This is a genomic window from Pseudoalteromonas sp. S2893, from assembly GCF_005887105.1.
GTDB lineage: Bacteria > Pseudomonadota > Gammaproteobacteria > Enterobacterales > Alteromonadaceae > Pseudoalteromonas > Pseudoalteromonas atlantica.
Genome location: NZ_PNCY01000007.1, coordinates 35,296 through 51,321 on the forward strand (window position 1 = coordinate 35,296; position 16,026 = coordinate 51,321).

Sequence of the window (16,026 nt, forward strand, 5' to 3'; positions counted from 1 at the left end):
GCGTATTTTGGGCAAAATCTGCAGCGTTTAACTATTAAAGAGGTGTTACGCTAAACATGGCGAAAGAAGACGTAATCGAAATGCAAGGGACAGTCCTTGATACTTTACCAAATACAATGTTCCGAGTTGAGCTAGAAAATGGTCACGTAGTTGTGGCTCATATTTCAGGTAAAATGCGCAAAAACTATATCCGTATTTTAACCGGCGATAAAGTAACGGTAGAAATGACTCCTTACGATTTATCGAAAGGACGTATCGTATTCCGTGCTCGCTAAGTGCGTAAACGAGATTTAGTTTTTGGCTAGTGAATAACTAGCTTAAAGCGTTTATTAAATGTAATTGATGGTACTGACTAGCAATTACATTTAATAAACAAAAAACCCAGCTTTTGTTGGGTTTTTTGTTGCCTATAAAAAAGCACAAAAAAGCCCACGCGTATCGCGCAGGCTAGTTTATATACCCATTCGCATAATTAAGTTATTTATTTTGCGGATGGGTACTATAAGTGAATACACTTATTTAAGCGGGTGTTAAATTACTTTCATAGTCAAAGTTAATTTTCTTATCTTTAACTGATACTTTAACTGTACCGCCATCAACCAGTTCACCAAAGAGTATTTCGTTAGCCAATGGCTTTTTAAGCTCATCTTGAATAACACGTGCCATTGGACGTGCACCCATTGCTTTATCGTAGCCTTTATCTGCTAACCACTCTCGAGCCTTGGAGGTCAGCTCAAGGTTAACTGACTTCTTATCTAATTGTGCTTGCAACTCAACTACAAATTTATCGACCACTTGCAAGATAACGTCTTTTTCAAGGTGGTTAAACCAAATAATATTATCTAAGCGGTTTCTAAACTCAGGTGAAAATACCTTGTTAATTTCACTCATTGCATCGTGCGTATGATCTTGCTCGGTAAAGCCAATCGATTTACGTGTGGTTTCTTGCACGCCGGCATTGGTTGTCATAACCACCACTACGTTTCTAAAGTCAGCTTTACGACCATTGTTATCGGTTAACGTACCGTGATCCATTACTTGCAGTAATATGTTGTAAATATCTGGATGGGCTTTTTCAATTTCATCCAATAATACAACTGCATGCGGGTTTTTAATAACGGCTTCGGTAAGTAAGCCGCCTTGTTCAAAACCAACATACCCCGGAGGCGCACCAATTAAACGGCTTACTGCATGGCGCTCAACGTACTCTGACATATCAAAGCGGATAAACTCAACGCCCATACATTTAGCGAGCTGTTTAGTAACCTCGGTTTTACCTACACCCGTTGGCCCCGCAAATAAGAACGAGCCCACTGGCTTATCTTCGTTTGCAAGCCCAGAGCGAGATAAACGAATCGCAGATGTTAACGCGTCGATAGACTGATCTTGCCCAAACACCAACATTTTAAGATTACGATCAAGATTTTTAAGCGTTTCTTTATCGGTCGATGACACGCTTTGAGCTGGGATACGTGCCATTTTAGCAATAATCGATTCAATATCTGATACACCAATGGTTTTTTTGCGCTTAGAGCTTGGCTGCAAACGCTGGTTGGCACCGGCTTCATCTATCACATCAATGGCTTTATCAGGTAAATGACGCTCATTAATGTATTTAGCACTTAGCTCAGCAGCTGCTTTTAATGCTTTTTGCGTGTAACGAATACCATGGTGTTCTTCATAACGCTCTTTTAAACCATTTAAAATTTTAGTGGTATCGGCCACACTTGGTTCAAGTACATCAATTTTTTGGAATCGGCGTACTAACGCACGGTCTTTTTCAAAAATATTTTTGTATTCATTGTAAGTGGTTGAGCCCATACAACGTAACTGCCCGCTTGAAAGCAGCGGTTTAAGTAAGTTAGAGGCATCCATAACACCACCCGATGCAGCGCCTGCACCAATAATAGTGTGTATTTCATCAATAAATAAAATTGAGTTAGGTTTTGCTTGTAACTCTTTTAATAAGCTCTTAAAGCGTTTTTCAAAGTCGCCGCGGTACTTAGTACCGGCAAGCAATGCGCCCATATCAAGCGAGTAAACAACAGCATCGGCAATTACTTCAGGCACTTGTTCATTAACAATGCGGTACGCAAGGCCCTCTGCAATGGCTGTTTTACCTACCCCTGCTTCACCAACAAGCAGTGGGTTATTCTTTTTACGGCGACATAAAACCTGCACGGTGCGCTCTACTTCGCTGTCGCGCCCTACTAATGGGTCAATGTTACCGTCTTTGGCTTGGGCATTTAAATTAGTGGTAAAGCTATCTAACTTACTTGCCTCTTCGTTTTGAACCTCTTGTACTTCTTCATGAATATCGTCAGTGTCATCTCCTAACTCATCATCCGTTTTAGAAATACCATGAGAAATAAAATTCACTATATCTAAGCGAGAAATATCGCTTTTCTTAAGTAAATAAACCGCTTGGCTTTCTTGTTCAGAAAAAATAGCAACGAGCACGTTAACGCCTGTAACTTCGTTTTTACCAGATGATTGAACATGAAAAACCGCACGTTGAAGCACGCGCTGAAAGCCCAGTGTTGGTTGGGTTTCGCGTTCTTCTTCTAAATCGGGAATAACCGGTGTGGTTTCGTCTATGAATTCTAATAGTTCGGTTTTTAAACCAGAAATATCAACACCGCAGGCGTTTAGCGCTTCGCCTGCTGAAGGGTTATCTAAAAGCGCAAGTAAAAGGTGTTCTACCGTCATAAACTCATGGCGGCGTGTACGCGCTTCACGAAACGCGGCATTTAACGTTAGTTCTAAGTCTTTGTTTAGCATTGGCAACCCCTTACTGAGATAATTATTTTATACCACAACAATGAGATGATTGATCACCTAATTGGTATTTATTCCTGCTCACAACTACAAAGCAGTGGATGCTCGTTATCCCGTGCATAACGGTTAACTTGTTCCGCTTTGGTATGGGCTACATCGGCGCTAAATACACCGCATATCCCTTTACCTTTTTCGTGAACTTGTAGCATCACATCAGTTGCTCTATCGCTATCCATATTGAAAAACGTCATTAGAACTTCTATTACAAAGTCCATTGGCGTGTAGTCGTCGTTATTTAAAACAACTTTGTATTTTCGCGGTGGCTGCAGCTTTTGCTTTTCACTATCGCGAACTGTGTCGATGACACCTGAATCTTTCATACCACTCATAATTAAATATAGTCTTGTCTTTAGAACTCAAGCAAACTTGAATAAAAAATAAATTAAATGTTAAAAAAATACCACAAAACACTTGACTGACTGGCCAAATAAACTACAGTCAGAAGTAGATTGATTAATCCTTAGTCAGTCTAGCAAATTATACGGTTTAGAATAACTAAATTAGTCAACTTATAGAAGGATGTAGAAGTATGGCTTGTGGTAAAGTCAAATGGTTCAACAACGCCAAAGGTTTTGGTTTCATCGTAGAAGACGGCTGCGAGAATGATATTTTCGCTCATTACTCAACGATTGTAATGGACGGTTATAAGACACTTAAAGCTGGTCAGGATGTAACATTCGAGCTAGAACAAGGCCCTAAGGGCTTACACGCTAAAAACATTGCGCCTAACGGCGACATTTTAGAGTGATCAAAAATTTGTTCGACTAAAGCGAGCGACCTAATTTAGATCCTCGCTTAATTCCCCACTTACCATTCAACTCTCTTCTTATTACTAAATTGCTCCTGTACACGCTAAATTCAACCCTTTTCCTTGATTTTATTTTATATACCCCAATGTTCTAACAGTTACCTGCTAATTAAGGCTGTTCAAAAGCGCAAGCGCTAGCCCTTTTTAAACAAGCTTGTTACACTCTTGTTGCTAAATTACGCGGTTACATTTTAGCTTATGCTTTTACGCGGCTAAAATACGTGTACTTTGCAACCTATAAAAATCAGTTAGTCAGGTGTGACTATTCTGCCTTTTGGCATATTAAGAGTACCGACACCTAACAAACTGCTTGTTAACGCAACCATGCGCTAATGAGTTTCTTTGCATTGTTGAATACGGCCACTGCGGCCTACTATCTAGGAATGATGATGACATCAAAAATTATCTACACTAAAACGGACGAAGCTCCGGCGCTAGCAACCTACTCGTTGCTACCAATTATCCAAGCCTATACAAATGCGGCAGGTGTTGAAGTTGAAACTCGCGATATCTCATTAGCAGGTCGTGTAATTGCAAACTTCGCTGATTACCTTACTGAAGAGCAACGCATCGGCGATGCGCTTGCAGAGCTTGGCGAACTTGCAAAAACACCAGAAGCAAACATCATCAAATTACCAAATATCAGTGCGTCTGTACCGCAATTACGCGCTGTCATTAAAGAGCTTCAAGAAAAAGGCTACGCACTACCAGAGTACCCGGCTGAGCCTAAAAATGATGAAGAAGCTAAAATTAAAGCCACTTACGACAAAATTAAAGGCAGTGCTGTAAACCCAGTATTGCGTGAAGGTAATTCAGATCGTCGTGCACCAGGTTCTGTTAAAGAATATGCACGCAATAACCCTCATTCAATGGGTGCGTGGAGCAAAGACTCACAATCATACGTTGCAAGCATGAGCGAAGGTGACTTCTTTGGTTCTGAGCAATCTGTAACTGTTGATGCAGCAACTGATGTACGTATTGAGCACGTAGCGACTAATGGCGATGTGACTGTACTTAAACAAAGCACGCCGCTAATTGCTGGCGAAGTAATTGATGCATCGCGCATTAGCGCAGCTAAACTACAAGCGTTTTTAGCAGCAGAAATTGATGCAGCTAAAGAAAAAGGCGTATTATTTTCGCTTCACATGAAAGCGACAATGATGAAAGTATCTGACCCTATTATTTTTGGTCATGCGGTAAAAGTTTTCTACAAAGACGTATTTGCTAAACACGGCGAGCTTTTTGAAGAGCTAGGTGTTGATGTAAATAACGGTTTAGGCGACGTTTATTCTAAAATTCAAACATTAGATGATGCTAAGCGCGAAGAAATTGAAGCAGACATTCAAGCGGTTTACGCTGAGCGTCCTGCTATTGCAATGGTTGATTCTGACCGTGGCATTACTAACTTACACGTTCCAAGCGATGTGATCATTGATGCGTCTATGCCTGCTGCCATTCGTTCAAGCGGTCAAATGTGGAACAACGACGGTAAACTACAAGACACTAGCTTTGTGATCCCAGATCGTAGCTACTCAAGCGTTTACCAAGCTACAATTGATTTTTGTAAAGAAAACGGCGCGTTCGATCCTACCACTATGGGTAGCGTACCAAACGTAGGCCTAATGGCTCAAAAAGCAGAAGAATACGGTTCTCACGATAAAACGTTTGAAGCAAAAGCGGATGGTTCTATTCGTGTTGTTGATGCTAATGGCACAACATTACTTGAGCACACTGTTGAGCAAGGCGATATTTGGAGAATGTGTCAGGTTAAAGACGCACCAATCCAAGATTGGGTTAAGCTTGCTGTAAACCGCGCACGTGCTACGGGCGTACCTGCCATTTTCTGGTTAGATGAAAATCGTGCTCACGATGCAGAGCTTATTAAAAAGGTAAACAAATACTTACCAGATCACGATACTGATGGCCTAGACATTCAAATTTTAGCACCGCTTGAAGCAACTTTATTCTCATTAGCGCGTATTAAAGAAGGTAAAGACACTATCTCTGTAACGGGTAACGTACTACGTGACTACCTAACAGATTTATTCCCAATTTTAGAGCTGGGTACCAGTGCTAAAATGCTTTCTATTGTGCCACTAATGAACGGTGGTGGTTTATTTGAAACTGGCGCAGGTGGTTCAGCACCTAAGCATGTTCAACAGTTCGAAAAAGAAAACCACTTACGTTGGGATTCGTTAGGCGAGTTTTTAGCACTAGCGGCTTCGCTTGAGCACCTAAGCGTGAATACAGGCAACAAAAAAGCACAAGTACTTGCTGATACGCTAGATAAAGCAACAGGTACGTTCTTAGCTGAAAACAAGTCGCCTTCACGTAAAGTAAAAGAAATTGATAACCGTGGTTCTCACTTCTTCTTATCTTTATTCTGGGCACAAGAGCTGGCTAAGCAAGACGAAGACAGCGAGCTTAAAGCGCAATTTAAACAAATTGCGAGCGATTTAGAAACGCAAAAAGAGCAAATCGTAAGCGAGCTTAACGATGCACAAGGTCCTTCAATGGATATTGGTGGTTACTTCCAACCAAATGATGATGCAGCGTTTAAAGCAATGCGCCCAAGTGCAACGTTTAACGAAATTTTATCTAAATTAGTATAATTTTAGATTAAATTAAAAAACCGCTTACGTTTAAAGTAAGCGGTTTTTTTGTGTCTTTATTTTAAATAAAAAGGCCGCTACTTTAACTTTAAAGTAGCGGCCGTTAATAATTAACCTGAATTTTGGATAATTAAAGCTATATTAATTATTTTGTATATGCACGCGGCATTGTTGAATCTGTAGTGTAACGCTCACGTAGTTTATCTTGGCGCGACTGCGTAGATACTTCTTCACCGTTAATAATCATTTTACTAACGTGCGAGCTTAGCTCAAACGGGTCATTGCTCCACATCACTACATCTGCGGCTTTACCAACTTCAATGCTGCCGGCGTTAATATTAAACACGCTCGCCACATTAGATGTAACGGCCTCTAATGCACCTTGTTGGCTCATTCCATATGATACGGCATTGCCTGCATCAAATCGAAGTTGATAAATATTATGACTGGCATCGCCGCCCACAGTTAAAATAACTTTTACCCCAGCTTTTTCAAGCGCGGCTGCGTTATCTAAACTGGCATGTAAAGAGTCAAAGCTTGAAGGTAAGCTATCCATAGCACTCATAATTACTGGTACTTGCGCTTTAGCAATCTGCTCTTTAACAACAACGGCATCTTGTGCGCCATTGAGTACTAAATTAATACCAAATCGCTCTTTAACTTTAAGTAGCTCAATAATATCAGCCGCACGAGATACACCCACTACAAGTGGCATATCGCCGCTAAGTACTTTAACCATTACTTTATCTTCAGTACTTGGGGTGCTGTCGTCGTCTTTTTTAGGCTTTTTAGCTGCTTTTGTTTGATGCTCTTCAAGCTTATTAATTAGCGTTTGCAATGTAAATGCGCGCGAGCCCTTACTGCGCTCACCTAAATAAACCACTAATGCAGCTTGTTTTTGTATGTCGCCTTGTAAATCACCGCTTAAATCAACCACACTTGCTAAGCCCGAAAAAATACTATCCCCACCATGCGGGGTAATTACATCGCGGGTTACACCGCCTTTACGTGCATACGGGATAAGACTTGAGTGAGCGTTGTAAGCAAGGCTTACATCAAAATCAATGCCTGCTTTTTCTTCGCCTGCATCGCGTGAGCCTGCAACTGCACTTACTTCCACTAAGCCAAGTTGATTAATGCTAGCAATAAAACCTGGGGTTACAATTTGCCCATTTGCATCAATAACTTTATCTGCTTGTACTTGCTGTGGATTAATAGCGGTAATTTTACCGTTATCCATAACAATACTGGCGTTTTCTAAAACGCCTTGCTCGGTTGCGGTATGCAGCGTGGCATTAATAATTGCAAGCGATTGTGCATTAGCTGCACCTGAGGCTAATAGTCCGGCAGCAACCAGAGATAGCGAAAACGAACGTGATAAATTTTTCATTCTGGGCTCCTTATTGTTGACCTAACATAAAATCACTTTGTGCTTGAAATGCGCTATCGTTTCTATCGTAAACTTTTGCGCCATCAATAAATACTTGTTCAGCTTTTGCGTAAACGCTAAATGGGTTTTGGTTCCAAATAACCACATCACCTTGCTTACCTGCTTCAAGCGAACCAGTTTTATCTTCAATACCTAATGATTTAGCCGCGTTTGAGGTGATCCACTTAATCGCGTGCTGCTCCGAAATATCAAAGCCATTTTCGTTTGCACGGTACATTACTTTACCCGCTTCTTGGTTTAAGCGCTGAATAGTGGTGTCTGAGTCAGAATGCACAATGGCACACGAATTTTTTACCGCATCAACAATAGCTACGTTTTCTTGAACCATGTCGTAGGCTTCCATTTTAAAGCCCCACCAATCTGGCCAAAGTGCAGCACACGAGCCATTTTCAGCCAATAAATCTGCAATTTTATAAGCTTCTACACCGTGATGGAACGTACCTGCGTGATAGCCAAATTCTTTTGAAAGGTCGATCATCATCGCCATTTCTTCAGCTTTATAACAGTGATTATGAATTAACACTTCACCTTCAATGACCGCGCGAAGAGTATCGTGCTTAATATCGCGAACTGGTGCTTCTGGGTTTAAACCTGCTTCATAATCGGCGTCGTACTTATCCCATGCACGTTTGTACTCTTGTGCTTCTGCCCATGCCATACGGTAACCGGCCATGTTACCCATACGGGTTGAAGGCAAAGTACCTTGGCGACCATATACGCGTTTTGGGTTTTCACCACAGGCCATTTTTAAACCATTAGGCGCATCAGGGAATTTCATTGCTTGCATGGTATGCGCAGGAATGTTTTTAAGTGTTACGCCACGGCCACCAAATAAGTTAGCTGAGCCTGGTAAAATTTGTAGTGAAGTAATACCGCCTTCGCGCGCGCGGTTAAAACCAGGATCTTGAGGCCATACCGAATGCTCTACCCACACCTCAGCAGTATTTGGGCTGGTCATTTCGTTTCCGTCTTGATGAGACTCAACCGATGGGCTTGGATAAGCACCTAAGTGAGAGTGTACGTCAATAATACCTGGGGTAACCCATTTTCCCTGTGCATCAATGGTTGCATCTGCATTGGCCGATAAGTCTTTACCTACTTGTTGTACTTTACCATCAACAAGTAACACATCGGCGTCATCTAAGCGCTCGCCAGTGCCAGTTAGTACTGTTGCATTGGTAATTAGTGTGCTTTTACTTGCAAGCGGTGTGTAGGTGCTTGGGTATGGGTTTTTATTAATGGTGATTTTTGCATCTTGTGGGCCGTTTTCTTGGCAGCCAACAAGGGCAGCAGCTAAACCAACTGCTAACAATGAGGGAGCAAATTTTTGCATGTTGTTAGGTTCTCCTGTTTTTTTGCTACTTTAGCTAAAGCGGCGTAATAAAGCTAAAAAAACAGGTAAAAAAGCGATTAAATGAGTTAAACGGCTGTAATTATTTTTTTATATAATTGTTATACAGCTTTTCAAGTGCGCCTTCGGTTGTAAGCGATGGATCTTTGTTTATAAAGTGTTTTACGGTGCGAGTTACAAAGTCTGAGTTTTGCTTATGTTGCTTAGCAAAATCCTTAATTAATGTATTACCATCGCTTGCTGCTGTTACTTTATCATGGCGATGACGATACTGGCTAAGTGCTCTATTAAAGTCGCCGTTATAATCCTCTACCAATATTTTATAAAAGTCACTTTTTTGAACTTTAAGTACGTTAATACAGTAATTTAACGCGTCTTTAAAGTCGGTAAAAACGGCGCCTTCTACATCAAACTCTTTGGTTTTTTCGCGTACGGTCACGCGGGCTTCTTCGGTGGCATATGTAAAGCCTGTAAACGCTAAACGCTCAGATGCCTCTTTACCTAATTTCATACCCGCTTGAATGCTGTGCGCAAATTCGTCACTCATTTCACTTAATTCATTTTCTTCCCACATGTTATAAACACGCAGCGCCTTAGCGTACTTATTAGAGAGCTTATTTTTAAGTTTTGTAAAACGCTCATCTATCGTCATTAGCCTTTCATTATGCAATAAGGCATGGCACTCATAACACGCGGCAATAGAGACAAAGTCGGCCTCTTCGCCTAAATCAATAATGCTCTGCAGCATATGTAACGGCGGGCAATGATCGCGCTCTGTGGCTTCGCATCCACAATAAAAACATTGATTAAAATGCTTGTGCTCGCAGGCATACGCTTGCTGGTAATAGCTGGCTAACGTTTTGCTCACTGGTTCTCCTAAAAATTAAGCGCGTAAATAATGGGGGCGATAATAGCAGGCTGAGAAAATATGTCAGTAGCTATAAAATAATTTTGCCTAAGTGTGTCAAAAAACACATTTATTAGGGCTTAAATTCAGTCACCTAGCTTAAGTGTGTATTTTTAAACATACCTGCTTACACCTTGTTGCGTTTGGTTAACAGCTTTTTAGTTTAAATCGCTCAATAATAAAGCTGAACCACAAACAATGAGGACTAATTATGAACACGTTAAAAGCTACTTTATGCACAACTATGGTACTAGGCGCAACTTTACTAATTGCAAAACCAGCATTAGCCACCCAATTTGTCGCGGCCGATTCATCGCCAGGTACACAGGCTTGTATGGCTGTTGCAGCAAATAAATCGTACGTAGTACGTAAAGCGTCACACGATTTAAATATAAGCAAAGCGGTAATGAGCAAAAAGCTGCACTGTAATAACTTATCAATGGGCGATTTTGTTACTTTGTATAACCTTGATAAAAGCGCAAATTATTTAAATATTGATACCAGTACTCGCACATCAATTAAAGATTTAGCTAAATCGTACAACCCAGAAAAAGTAATCATCACAGGGCCAAAATAGTATGGTGTTAACGCAAAATTAAGCCTGCTTTGTAAGCAGGCTTAATTTATTAAATAATGGCCGCAATTAATCCAAATAAACCGCCAAACACACCGCCCCATACTACTAGCCAGCCTAAATGCTCACGTATCATAGTTTGAATAATGTCTTTAACCATTTTAGGGGTGAGTTCATTTAAGCGCTCATCAACTAATTTAAGTACCGTAGCATGTAAGCTTTGTGCGCTATTCCCTTGCGATAACGTATCGTTTACTAGCGCTTTAAAATCGTCTGTTTGGCTAATTTGCGCAAGTGATAGCTGCATTTTTTCAATAAACTTTTCTCGCATTGGCTCTATAGCCGCTGTGCCACCAAACATACCTAACATACTGCCAAACTGAGATTGCTCTATTACTTGAAGTAGGTTGTCGAATGCAGGGTTTAAATCAACCTTAGTAATAATGCCCTCAAAGTCGATATTAGGTTGTGCTTTGCTAAGTAGGTTATTAATTTTTTGCTCAGAGAAAAACTCAGTCAAAATTAAATTACGAATAGCCACTTTAAAACTTTCAAATTTTAGAGCAATAACACCCGAGCCATATAATAAAGGTACTTTTTCAAATAACATATGAACAGCCAATAAGTTTGTGACAGCACCAGATAGCGCAAATAACCCCACCGATAACACAATAGCGTGGTTAAAAAGGTAGCCTATAACTACGCACAAGACAGCGAGCAAATTGGTGATAAAACTTTTGTTCATTGTTACTCCATTAGCATTTTTTATATCGTTAATTTTACAACGATTAGTTTGTTAAATTAATACTTTTTTGCCATAGTTTAAGTATCTGTTTAAAAGGCGAGCAATTGATATGTGGAAAACAGTAAACGAGCACATTAGCCAAGCCATTCATTATGACTTTAAACATACTTACAAACGTCAGCTGCAAAGTACAAATACCGATAAACTCTATCAACTCACCGATGGAAAACACAATTACCTGGTTAAAATTGCCCTTAAAAGCGAACTAGATCGTCTAGAAAGCGAAGCGATAGGACTTAAGCAGCTCACCCAAAATAGTGTTTTTATGGTGCCCGACTGCATTGTAACAGGTGCTAATATTGAATTTTCGTTTATTGTACTAGAGTGGTTAGTACTTGATAAACAACCCCACACACATTGGCACGATATGGGTAAACAACTGGCTATGCTGCACCAAAAGCACGACCAAGCAATGTTTGGCTTTGATGTAGATAATTATCTAGCCACCACCGTGCAACCAAACCAATGGCATAAAAAATGGGACTTATTTTACGCAGAAGAGCGCATAGGCTGGCAACTGCAACTATTAGCCGAAAAAGGCATTCAGCTTGTAGAGCCTGAGCTATTAATTAATCTGGTAAAAGAGCAATTGCACAGCCATATTGTGGAGCCCTCTTTAGTACATGGCGACTTTTGGCGAGGAAATATGGGCTTTATTAAAAATGTACCGACCTTATTTAATCCCGCATGTTATTACGGAGACCGCGAGGTAGATATTGCAATGAGCGAGCTATTTGCCCCCTTACCTGATGATTTTTATAACGCCTATAACGCGCAATACCCATTAAGCGAAAACTATAAAAAGCGCAAAGCAATATACCAACTTTACCCTATTTTAAATCACGCAAATATATTTGCAGGGCACTATCTTACTCAGGCTAAGCAGCATATTGATGAGCTGCTATCGCTTTAAATAATAACGCCTCATAAGACGTAAAATAACTGTCATAATCGTTGCTTCAGCACTATATTTAAAAAGGATGTTATTTAGGCTCAATACCTTGTTGTTTAGTTCAGTTTTGAGCCATCAAGTTGTTGCTAGTATAACTGCACAACTTAATTAACGCGTATCAACAAGTTAATTCTTACCTTGGTACTATTGGAGTGATTATGAAAGATTTTTTATCACAACGTATCACGTGTCCACACTGTGGCAACCACATACACCTAGACATTGACGCAAGTATGGGGGATCAAGACTACGTAGAAGAATGCAGTGCCTGTTGTAACCCTATTCATTTAAACATGCACATAGACCATGCTCATAAAAAATTAGAGTTACACATAGACAGCGACGATGAACAAATTTTTTAGCCTTGGTGGCGTAAGTAATTTTCTACCGTGTTAATAATGATATAAGTTTGCTGATCAACTTCTATATTTAGTTCATCACCCACTTGAGCGTTGCCTAAATTTGTAATGGCCAGCGTTTCGGGGATCAGGTGTAACCAAAACCCCTGCTCGTCAATTTCGCCCACGGTTAAACTTGCGCCATTTATTGCTACAAAGCCTTTGTACAAAACATACTTTTGCCATTTAGTAGGTAAGCTTAACTGAATTTTACAGTTATTTTGTTGCTTAACTATTTGCCCAATTCGGGCAGTGCAGTGTATGTGCCCCGACACAATATGCCCACCTAATTCAGTACCAAAGGTTACTGAGCGCTCATAATTAACTAAGCTACCTAGTGCAAGCTTGCCTAAATTCGTTAGTAATAGTGTTTCATCAATTACATCAAAATGTACTTGCGCCACTACATCGTGGTTACTTAATTCAACTTTAACCACCGTTAAACAACAGCCATTAATTGCAATGCTCGCGCCTAAATCTAAATGTTTAACGTATTCATCACCTACCGATACAACCAAACGTAAAACCCCTTCGGTATGCGTGGTAGATACAACAGTAGCTTGAGTTTGAACGATTCCTGTAAACATAAAATCACTTAAAATTATTACAAAGTGCTAGTTTAACGTATCAACTCGTAAAATCATTCACTACAGTGATTTTTATTTGAAACACAATCGATTACAATTGCGCCCTGTTTTATCAAATAGCTGTTTTTATGACCTTTAGTAGCTGGGAAGCCAAACGTTTAATCACCCTTGCCGTACCTGTATTTTTAGCACAAGTAACACTCGTTTTAATGTCGGTGGTCGACACCATTATGGCAGGCCAAGTAAGCCCAACAGATTTAGCTGCGCTGTCGATTGCAACCGGTATATGGAACCCGTTATTACTGGCGCTGCAAGGTATTTTGCTCGCGTTAACCGGTATTATTGCCCAATTTGCGGGCGCTAATGATAAAAAGGGTATTAGCCATTATTTTCAGCAAGCTCTGTATTTAACCGCTATTTTAAGCGCAATTGGTTTTGGTATAGCCAACCTAGCCGATATAGTGATTTTAAAACTCGATACAACCCCCGCTATCGCAAGCCTTGCGTACGACTATATCCATTTTGTGAAATGGGGAGCCTTTGGTTTTTTAATTTTTACCGTTTATCGCAATATGACCGAAGGCATGGGGATGACAAAACCCGCTTTTTATATCAGCTTACTGGGCCTTGGTGTTAATATTCCAGCTAACTATATTTTTATAAATGGTTTATTTGGCTTACCAGCCTACGGCGGTGCAGGTTGTGGTATTGCTACGGCATTGGTACTGACTGTAATGGCTGTTGCACAAGTAACGTATTGCCAGTTTAGTAAAAAAATCGATGCAAAAGCCCTGCTGGCAAATTTTGAAAAGCCCAATATTAAAACCATTGGAATTATTACTAAATTAGGTATACCCATTTCGTTGGCTACCTTTTTTGAAATTACGCTATTTGCGTGTATACCTTTATTTATTGCACACTTAGGTGCTGTTGCTGTGTCGGGCCATCAAATTGCGGGAAGCGTGACCGCGTTATTATTTATGATGCCACTGAGCTTATCTATCGCCATTAGTATTCGTATTGGTAATTTATTTGGTCAAAACCATTTAAGCCAATTAAAAACTGCTATATCAACCAGCTACATATTAGCCATTGCTATTGCGTTATTTTTAGCTTTTATAACCTTTATTGGCCGCGATTTAATAAGCCAACTATACACCGACAGCCCAGCTGTTATTGCATTAGCGACCTCAATTATGATTTTGGCATGTATTTATCAAATTCCTGATGCACTTCAAGTCGCTGCGAACGGCATTTTAAGAGGTTTAAAACATACGCAGCCTATATCGTATATAACGTTTATATCTTACTGGTTAATCGGGTTTGCTTTAGGCTACGTATTGGGAAGAACAGATTTAATTGTGCCCGCCATGGGGCCGCACGGTTTTTGGATAGGTATTATTTTTGGCTTAACCGTTGCTGCTGTATGGCTTATGTTCACCGTTAATAAGCGATTAAAGCAGGCGCCATTTGTATAAAAAAGCACTAACATTAATACCAAGCAAAACATGGTTAAGTTGTTTATTAGCTGTGTGTTGCGCCGTGCTTGCTGGGTGTTCAAAAGCGCCTAGCAACACTTATCAAACATACACAGCACGCTTAAGTAATACCCTTGAAACCCAAGCCCCCGGTTTAAGTAAACCTGAAGCAATTAGCCCGCTTTTACCCCCTAACACGCTTTTAAACACCACCACCATTAGCTTGATTGAACTTGCCAGCTTAAGCCATTGTAAGCTCAGCTTACTTATTAGTGAGCACAACAATCAGCTTGGTAAAACGGCCGGACATGCCGGTGTTTTAAAGTATCAAATAGAGTTTGTGCAAAATGCACAGCAGTGCTTAAGCACGCTTGAGCCTGACTCAGCAGTTTATAAAACCCTGTTAAAAGCAAAAACACATAAAGAGCAAACACTAAACCACTACTTTAATTTAATGTTGTATAACGAATTTGAGCTAAAAAACACGTGGCAAGCTAGCAGCGCAGAGCTTTCTGTCTCGCCGGCAGGGTTTAGCGACACGGTAGCGGCCATGCAGCAGCTTGCACTCATAAAACAACACATACTCAATAAACATTACTTAAAAATTAACTCCGCAGACATTTTTAACGCGTTAGAGCAGCTGAATAAGTACCGTTTTAACCAATTACTCATTTATTCTGCACGGCTGCAAATAGCGTTTAATAATTCAGCCACGCAATTTATTGAATCGCAATCCATTGATGAAATATGCCCAGCAGGAAAAAATAAAAAAGTAGCCACTATCGTCAGTAACGTGTTTCAAAAGTATTTCCTTAAAGAAATACAGCCTTATCAGGCTAATTTAGCAGGCTACCTTGAAACACTTTTACCTTTGTATAACCAACTGTGGTTTGACCAAGCCATAACAAATAAGCAAATAAATACTTTTATAGCGCTCGATTCACAAAGCAATCTACTAAACCAGCTTAAAGGCTCAGCCAAAAAACACGTTACCTGGTGGCAAAACTTTTATAAAACGTGTGAAATCAGCCCAATATGAATAAAAAAACGGCAAACAAACGTAAAAGCAACAAACTTGCTTGATTCACCACTCACCACGCTATATATTAGCGGCCGCTGATAATTAAATTTATCGCATCTTAATTAGGTAATACGACCGTAGCTCAGTTGGTTAGAGCGCTACCTTGACATGGTAGAGGTCGGTGGTTCGAATCCACTCAGTCGTACCAAATCTATTCTCCCCTCTGAATAAATATAATTAAGATA

The 16,026-nt window shown here is 40.2% G+C and carries 15 protein-coding genes and 1 tRNA gene; 9 read left to right on the forward strand and 7 right to left on the reverse strand.

Annotated elements, in window-relative coordinates:
* The first annotated feature begins 56 nt into the window (after positions 1–56).
* Positions 57–275: a translation initiation factor IF-1 gene (infA, locus tag CWC04_RS03560; protein WP_002962494.1), complete on the forward strand. Its 219-nt coding sequence runs from the start codon at positions 57–59 to the stop codon at positions 273–275.
* A gap of 244 nt (positions 276–519) precedes the next feature.
* Here the strand turns inward: infA and clpA are convergent, their stop codons facing one another.
* Both clpA and clpS read right to left on the reverse strand, forming a co-directional pair.
* Entirely contained in the window at positions 520–2,781 is a 2,262-nt protein-coding gene (clpA, locus tag CWC04_RS03565) for an ATP-dependent Clp protease ATP-binding subunit ClpA (protein WP_004586753.1), read from the reverse strand.
* A 68-nt stretch (positions 2,782–2,849) separates the two neighbouring features.
* On the reverse strand, positions 2,850–3,158 hold the full coding sequence (gene clpS / locus CWC04_RS03570; RefSeq protein WP_004586754.1) for an ATP-dependent Clp protease adapter ClpS: 309 nt from the start codon (positions 3,156–3,158) through the stop codon (positions 2,850–2,852).
* A gap of 209 nt (positions 3,159–3,367) precedes the next feature.
* On the opposite strand from clpS, the gene cspD reads away from it, so the two are divergent.
* Both cspD and CWC04_RS03580 read left to right on the forward strand, forming a co-directional pair.
* Positions 3,368–3,586, forward strand: a complete 219-nt coding sequence (gene cspD, locus CWC04_RS03575; protein ID WP_004586755.1) for a cold shock domain-containing protein CspD — start codon at positions 3,368–3,370, stop codon at positions 3,584–3,586.
* Between the two features lie 449 nt (positions 3,587–4,035).
* Positions 4,036–6,258, forward strand: a complete 2,223-nt coding sequence (locus tag CWC04_RS03580) for an NADP-dependent isocitrate dehydrogenase (RefSeq protein ID WP_138684627.1) — start codon at positions 4,036–4,038, stop codon at positions 6,256–6,258.
* Between the two features lie 145 nt (positions 6,259–6,403).
* On the opposite strand, the gene CWC04_RS03585 is transcribed toward CWC04_RS03580, so the two are convergent.
* The 3 genes from CWC04_RS03585 to CWC04_RS03595 form a co-directional block, all read right to left on the reverse strand.
* Entirely contained in the window at positions 6,404–7,648 is a 1,245-nt protein-coding gene (locus CWC04_RS03585) for an amidohydrolase family protein (RefSeq protein ID WP_138684628.1), read from the reverse strand.
* A gap of 10 nt (positions 7,649–7,658) precedes the next feature.
* On the reverse strand, positions 7,659–9,041 hold the full coding sequence (locus CWC04_RS03590; protein WP_004586758.1) for an amidohydrolase: 1,383 nt from the start codon (positions 9,039–9,041) through the stop codon (positions 7,659–7,661).
* A gap of 100 nt (positions 9,042–9,141) precedes the next feature.
* Positions 9,142–9,927: a hypothetical protein gene (locus CWC04_RS03595; RefSeq protein WP_138684629.1), complete on the reverse strand. Its 786-nt coding sequence runs from the start codon at positions 9,925–9,927 to the stop codon at positions 9,142–9,144.
* Positions 9,928–10,177: 250 nt separating this feature from the next.
* Here CWC04_RS03595 and CWC04_RS03600 point away from each other — a divergent pair, with 250 nt between their 5' ends.
* Positions 10,178–10,543, forward strand: a complete 366-nt coding sequence (locus tag CWC04_RS03600; RefSeq protein ID WP_138684630.1) for a DUF3718 domain-containing protein — start codon at positions 10,178–10,180, stop codon at positions 10,541–10,543.
* A gap of 49 nt (positions 10,544–10,592) precedes the next feature.
* Here CWC04_RS03600 and CWC04_RS03605 read toward each other — a convergent pair whose 3' ends face one another.
* The gene (locus CWC04_RS03605) at positions 10,593–11,285 is read right to left on the reverse strand and encodes a DUF445 domain-containing protein (RefSeq protein ID WP_126007259.1); all 693 of its coding nucleotides are present in this window, start codon (positions 11,283–11,285) and stop codon (positions 10,593–10,595) included.
* Positions 11,286–11,394: 109 nt separating this feature from the next.
* Here CWC04_RS03605 and CWC04_RS03610 point away from each other — a divergent pair, with 109 nt between their 5' ends.
* Together CWC04_RS03610 and CWC04_RS03615 are read left to right on the forward strand one after the other, a co-directional pair.
* Positions 11,395–12,258 (forward strand): fructosamine kinase family protein, encoded by an 864-nt coding sequence (locus CWC04_RS03610; protein ID WP_004586762.1) that lies wholly within the window; start codon positions 11,395–11,397, stop codon positions 12,256–12,258.
* Positions 12,259–12,455: 197 nt separating this feature from the next.
* Positions 12,456–12,659: a CPXCG motif-containing cysteine-rich protein gene (locus CWC04_RS03615; RefSeq protein ID WP_004586763.1), complete on the forward strand. Its 204-nt coding sequence runs from the start codon at positions 12,456–12,458 to the stop codon at positions 12,657–12,659.
* Here the strand turns inward: CWC04_RS03615 and CWC04_RS03620 are convergent.
* Positions 12,656–13,282, reverse strand: coding sequence for a riboflavin synthase subunit alpha (locus tag CWC04_RS03620; RefSeq protein ID WP_138684631.1), 627 nt, complete (start codon positions 13,280–13,282; stop codon positions 12,656–12,658). The two genes, CWC04_RS03615 and CWC04_RS03620, sit on opposite strands and share 4 nt — an antisense overlap.
* 128 nt (positions 13,283–13,410) lie before the next feature.
* Here CWC04_RS03620 and CWC04_RS03625 point away from each other — a divergent pair, with 128 nt between their 5' ends.
* From CWC04_RS03625 to CWC04_RS03635, 3 genes are all read left to right on the forward strand, one after another.
* The gene (locus CWC04_RS03625) at positions 13,411–14,760 is read left to right on the forward strand and encodes an MATE family efflux transporter (protein ID WP_024033477.1); all 1,350 of its coding nucleotides are present in this window, start codon (positions 13,411–13,413) and stop codon (positions 14,758–14,760) included.
* Complete coding sequence (locus tag CWC04_RS03630; protein WP_138684632.1) at positions 14,753–15,799, forward strand: DUF3080 family protein; 1,047 nt, start codon at positions 14,753–14,755, stop codon at positions 15,797–15,799. The genes CWC04_RS03625 and CWC04_RS03630 overlap by 8 nt, the downstream gene beginning before the upstream one ends.
* Before the next feature lie 113 nt (positions 15,800–15,912).
* A tRNA-Val gene (locus tag CWC04_RS03635) sits at positions 15,913–15,989 on the forward strand.
* Positions 15,990–16,026 lie beyond the last annotated feature (37 nt).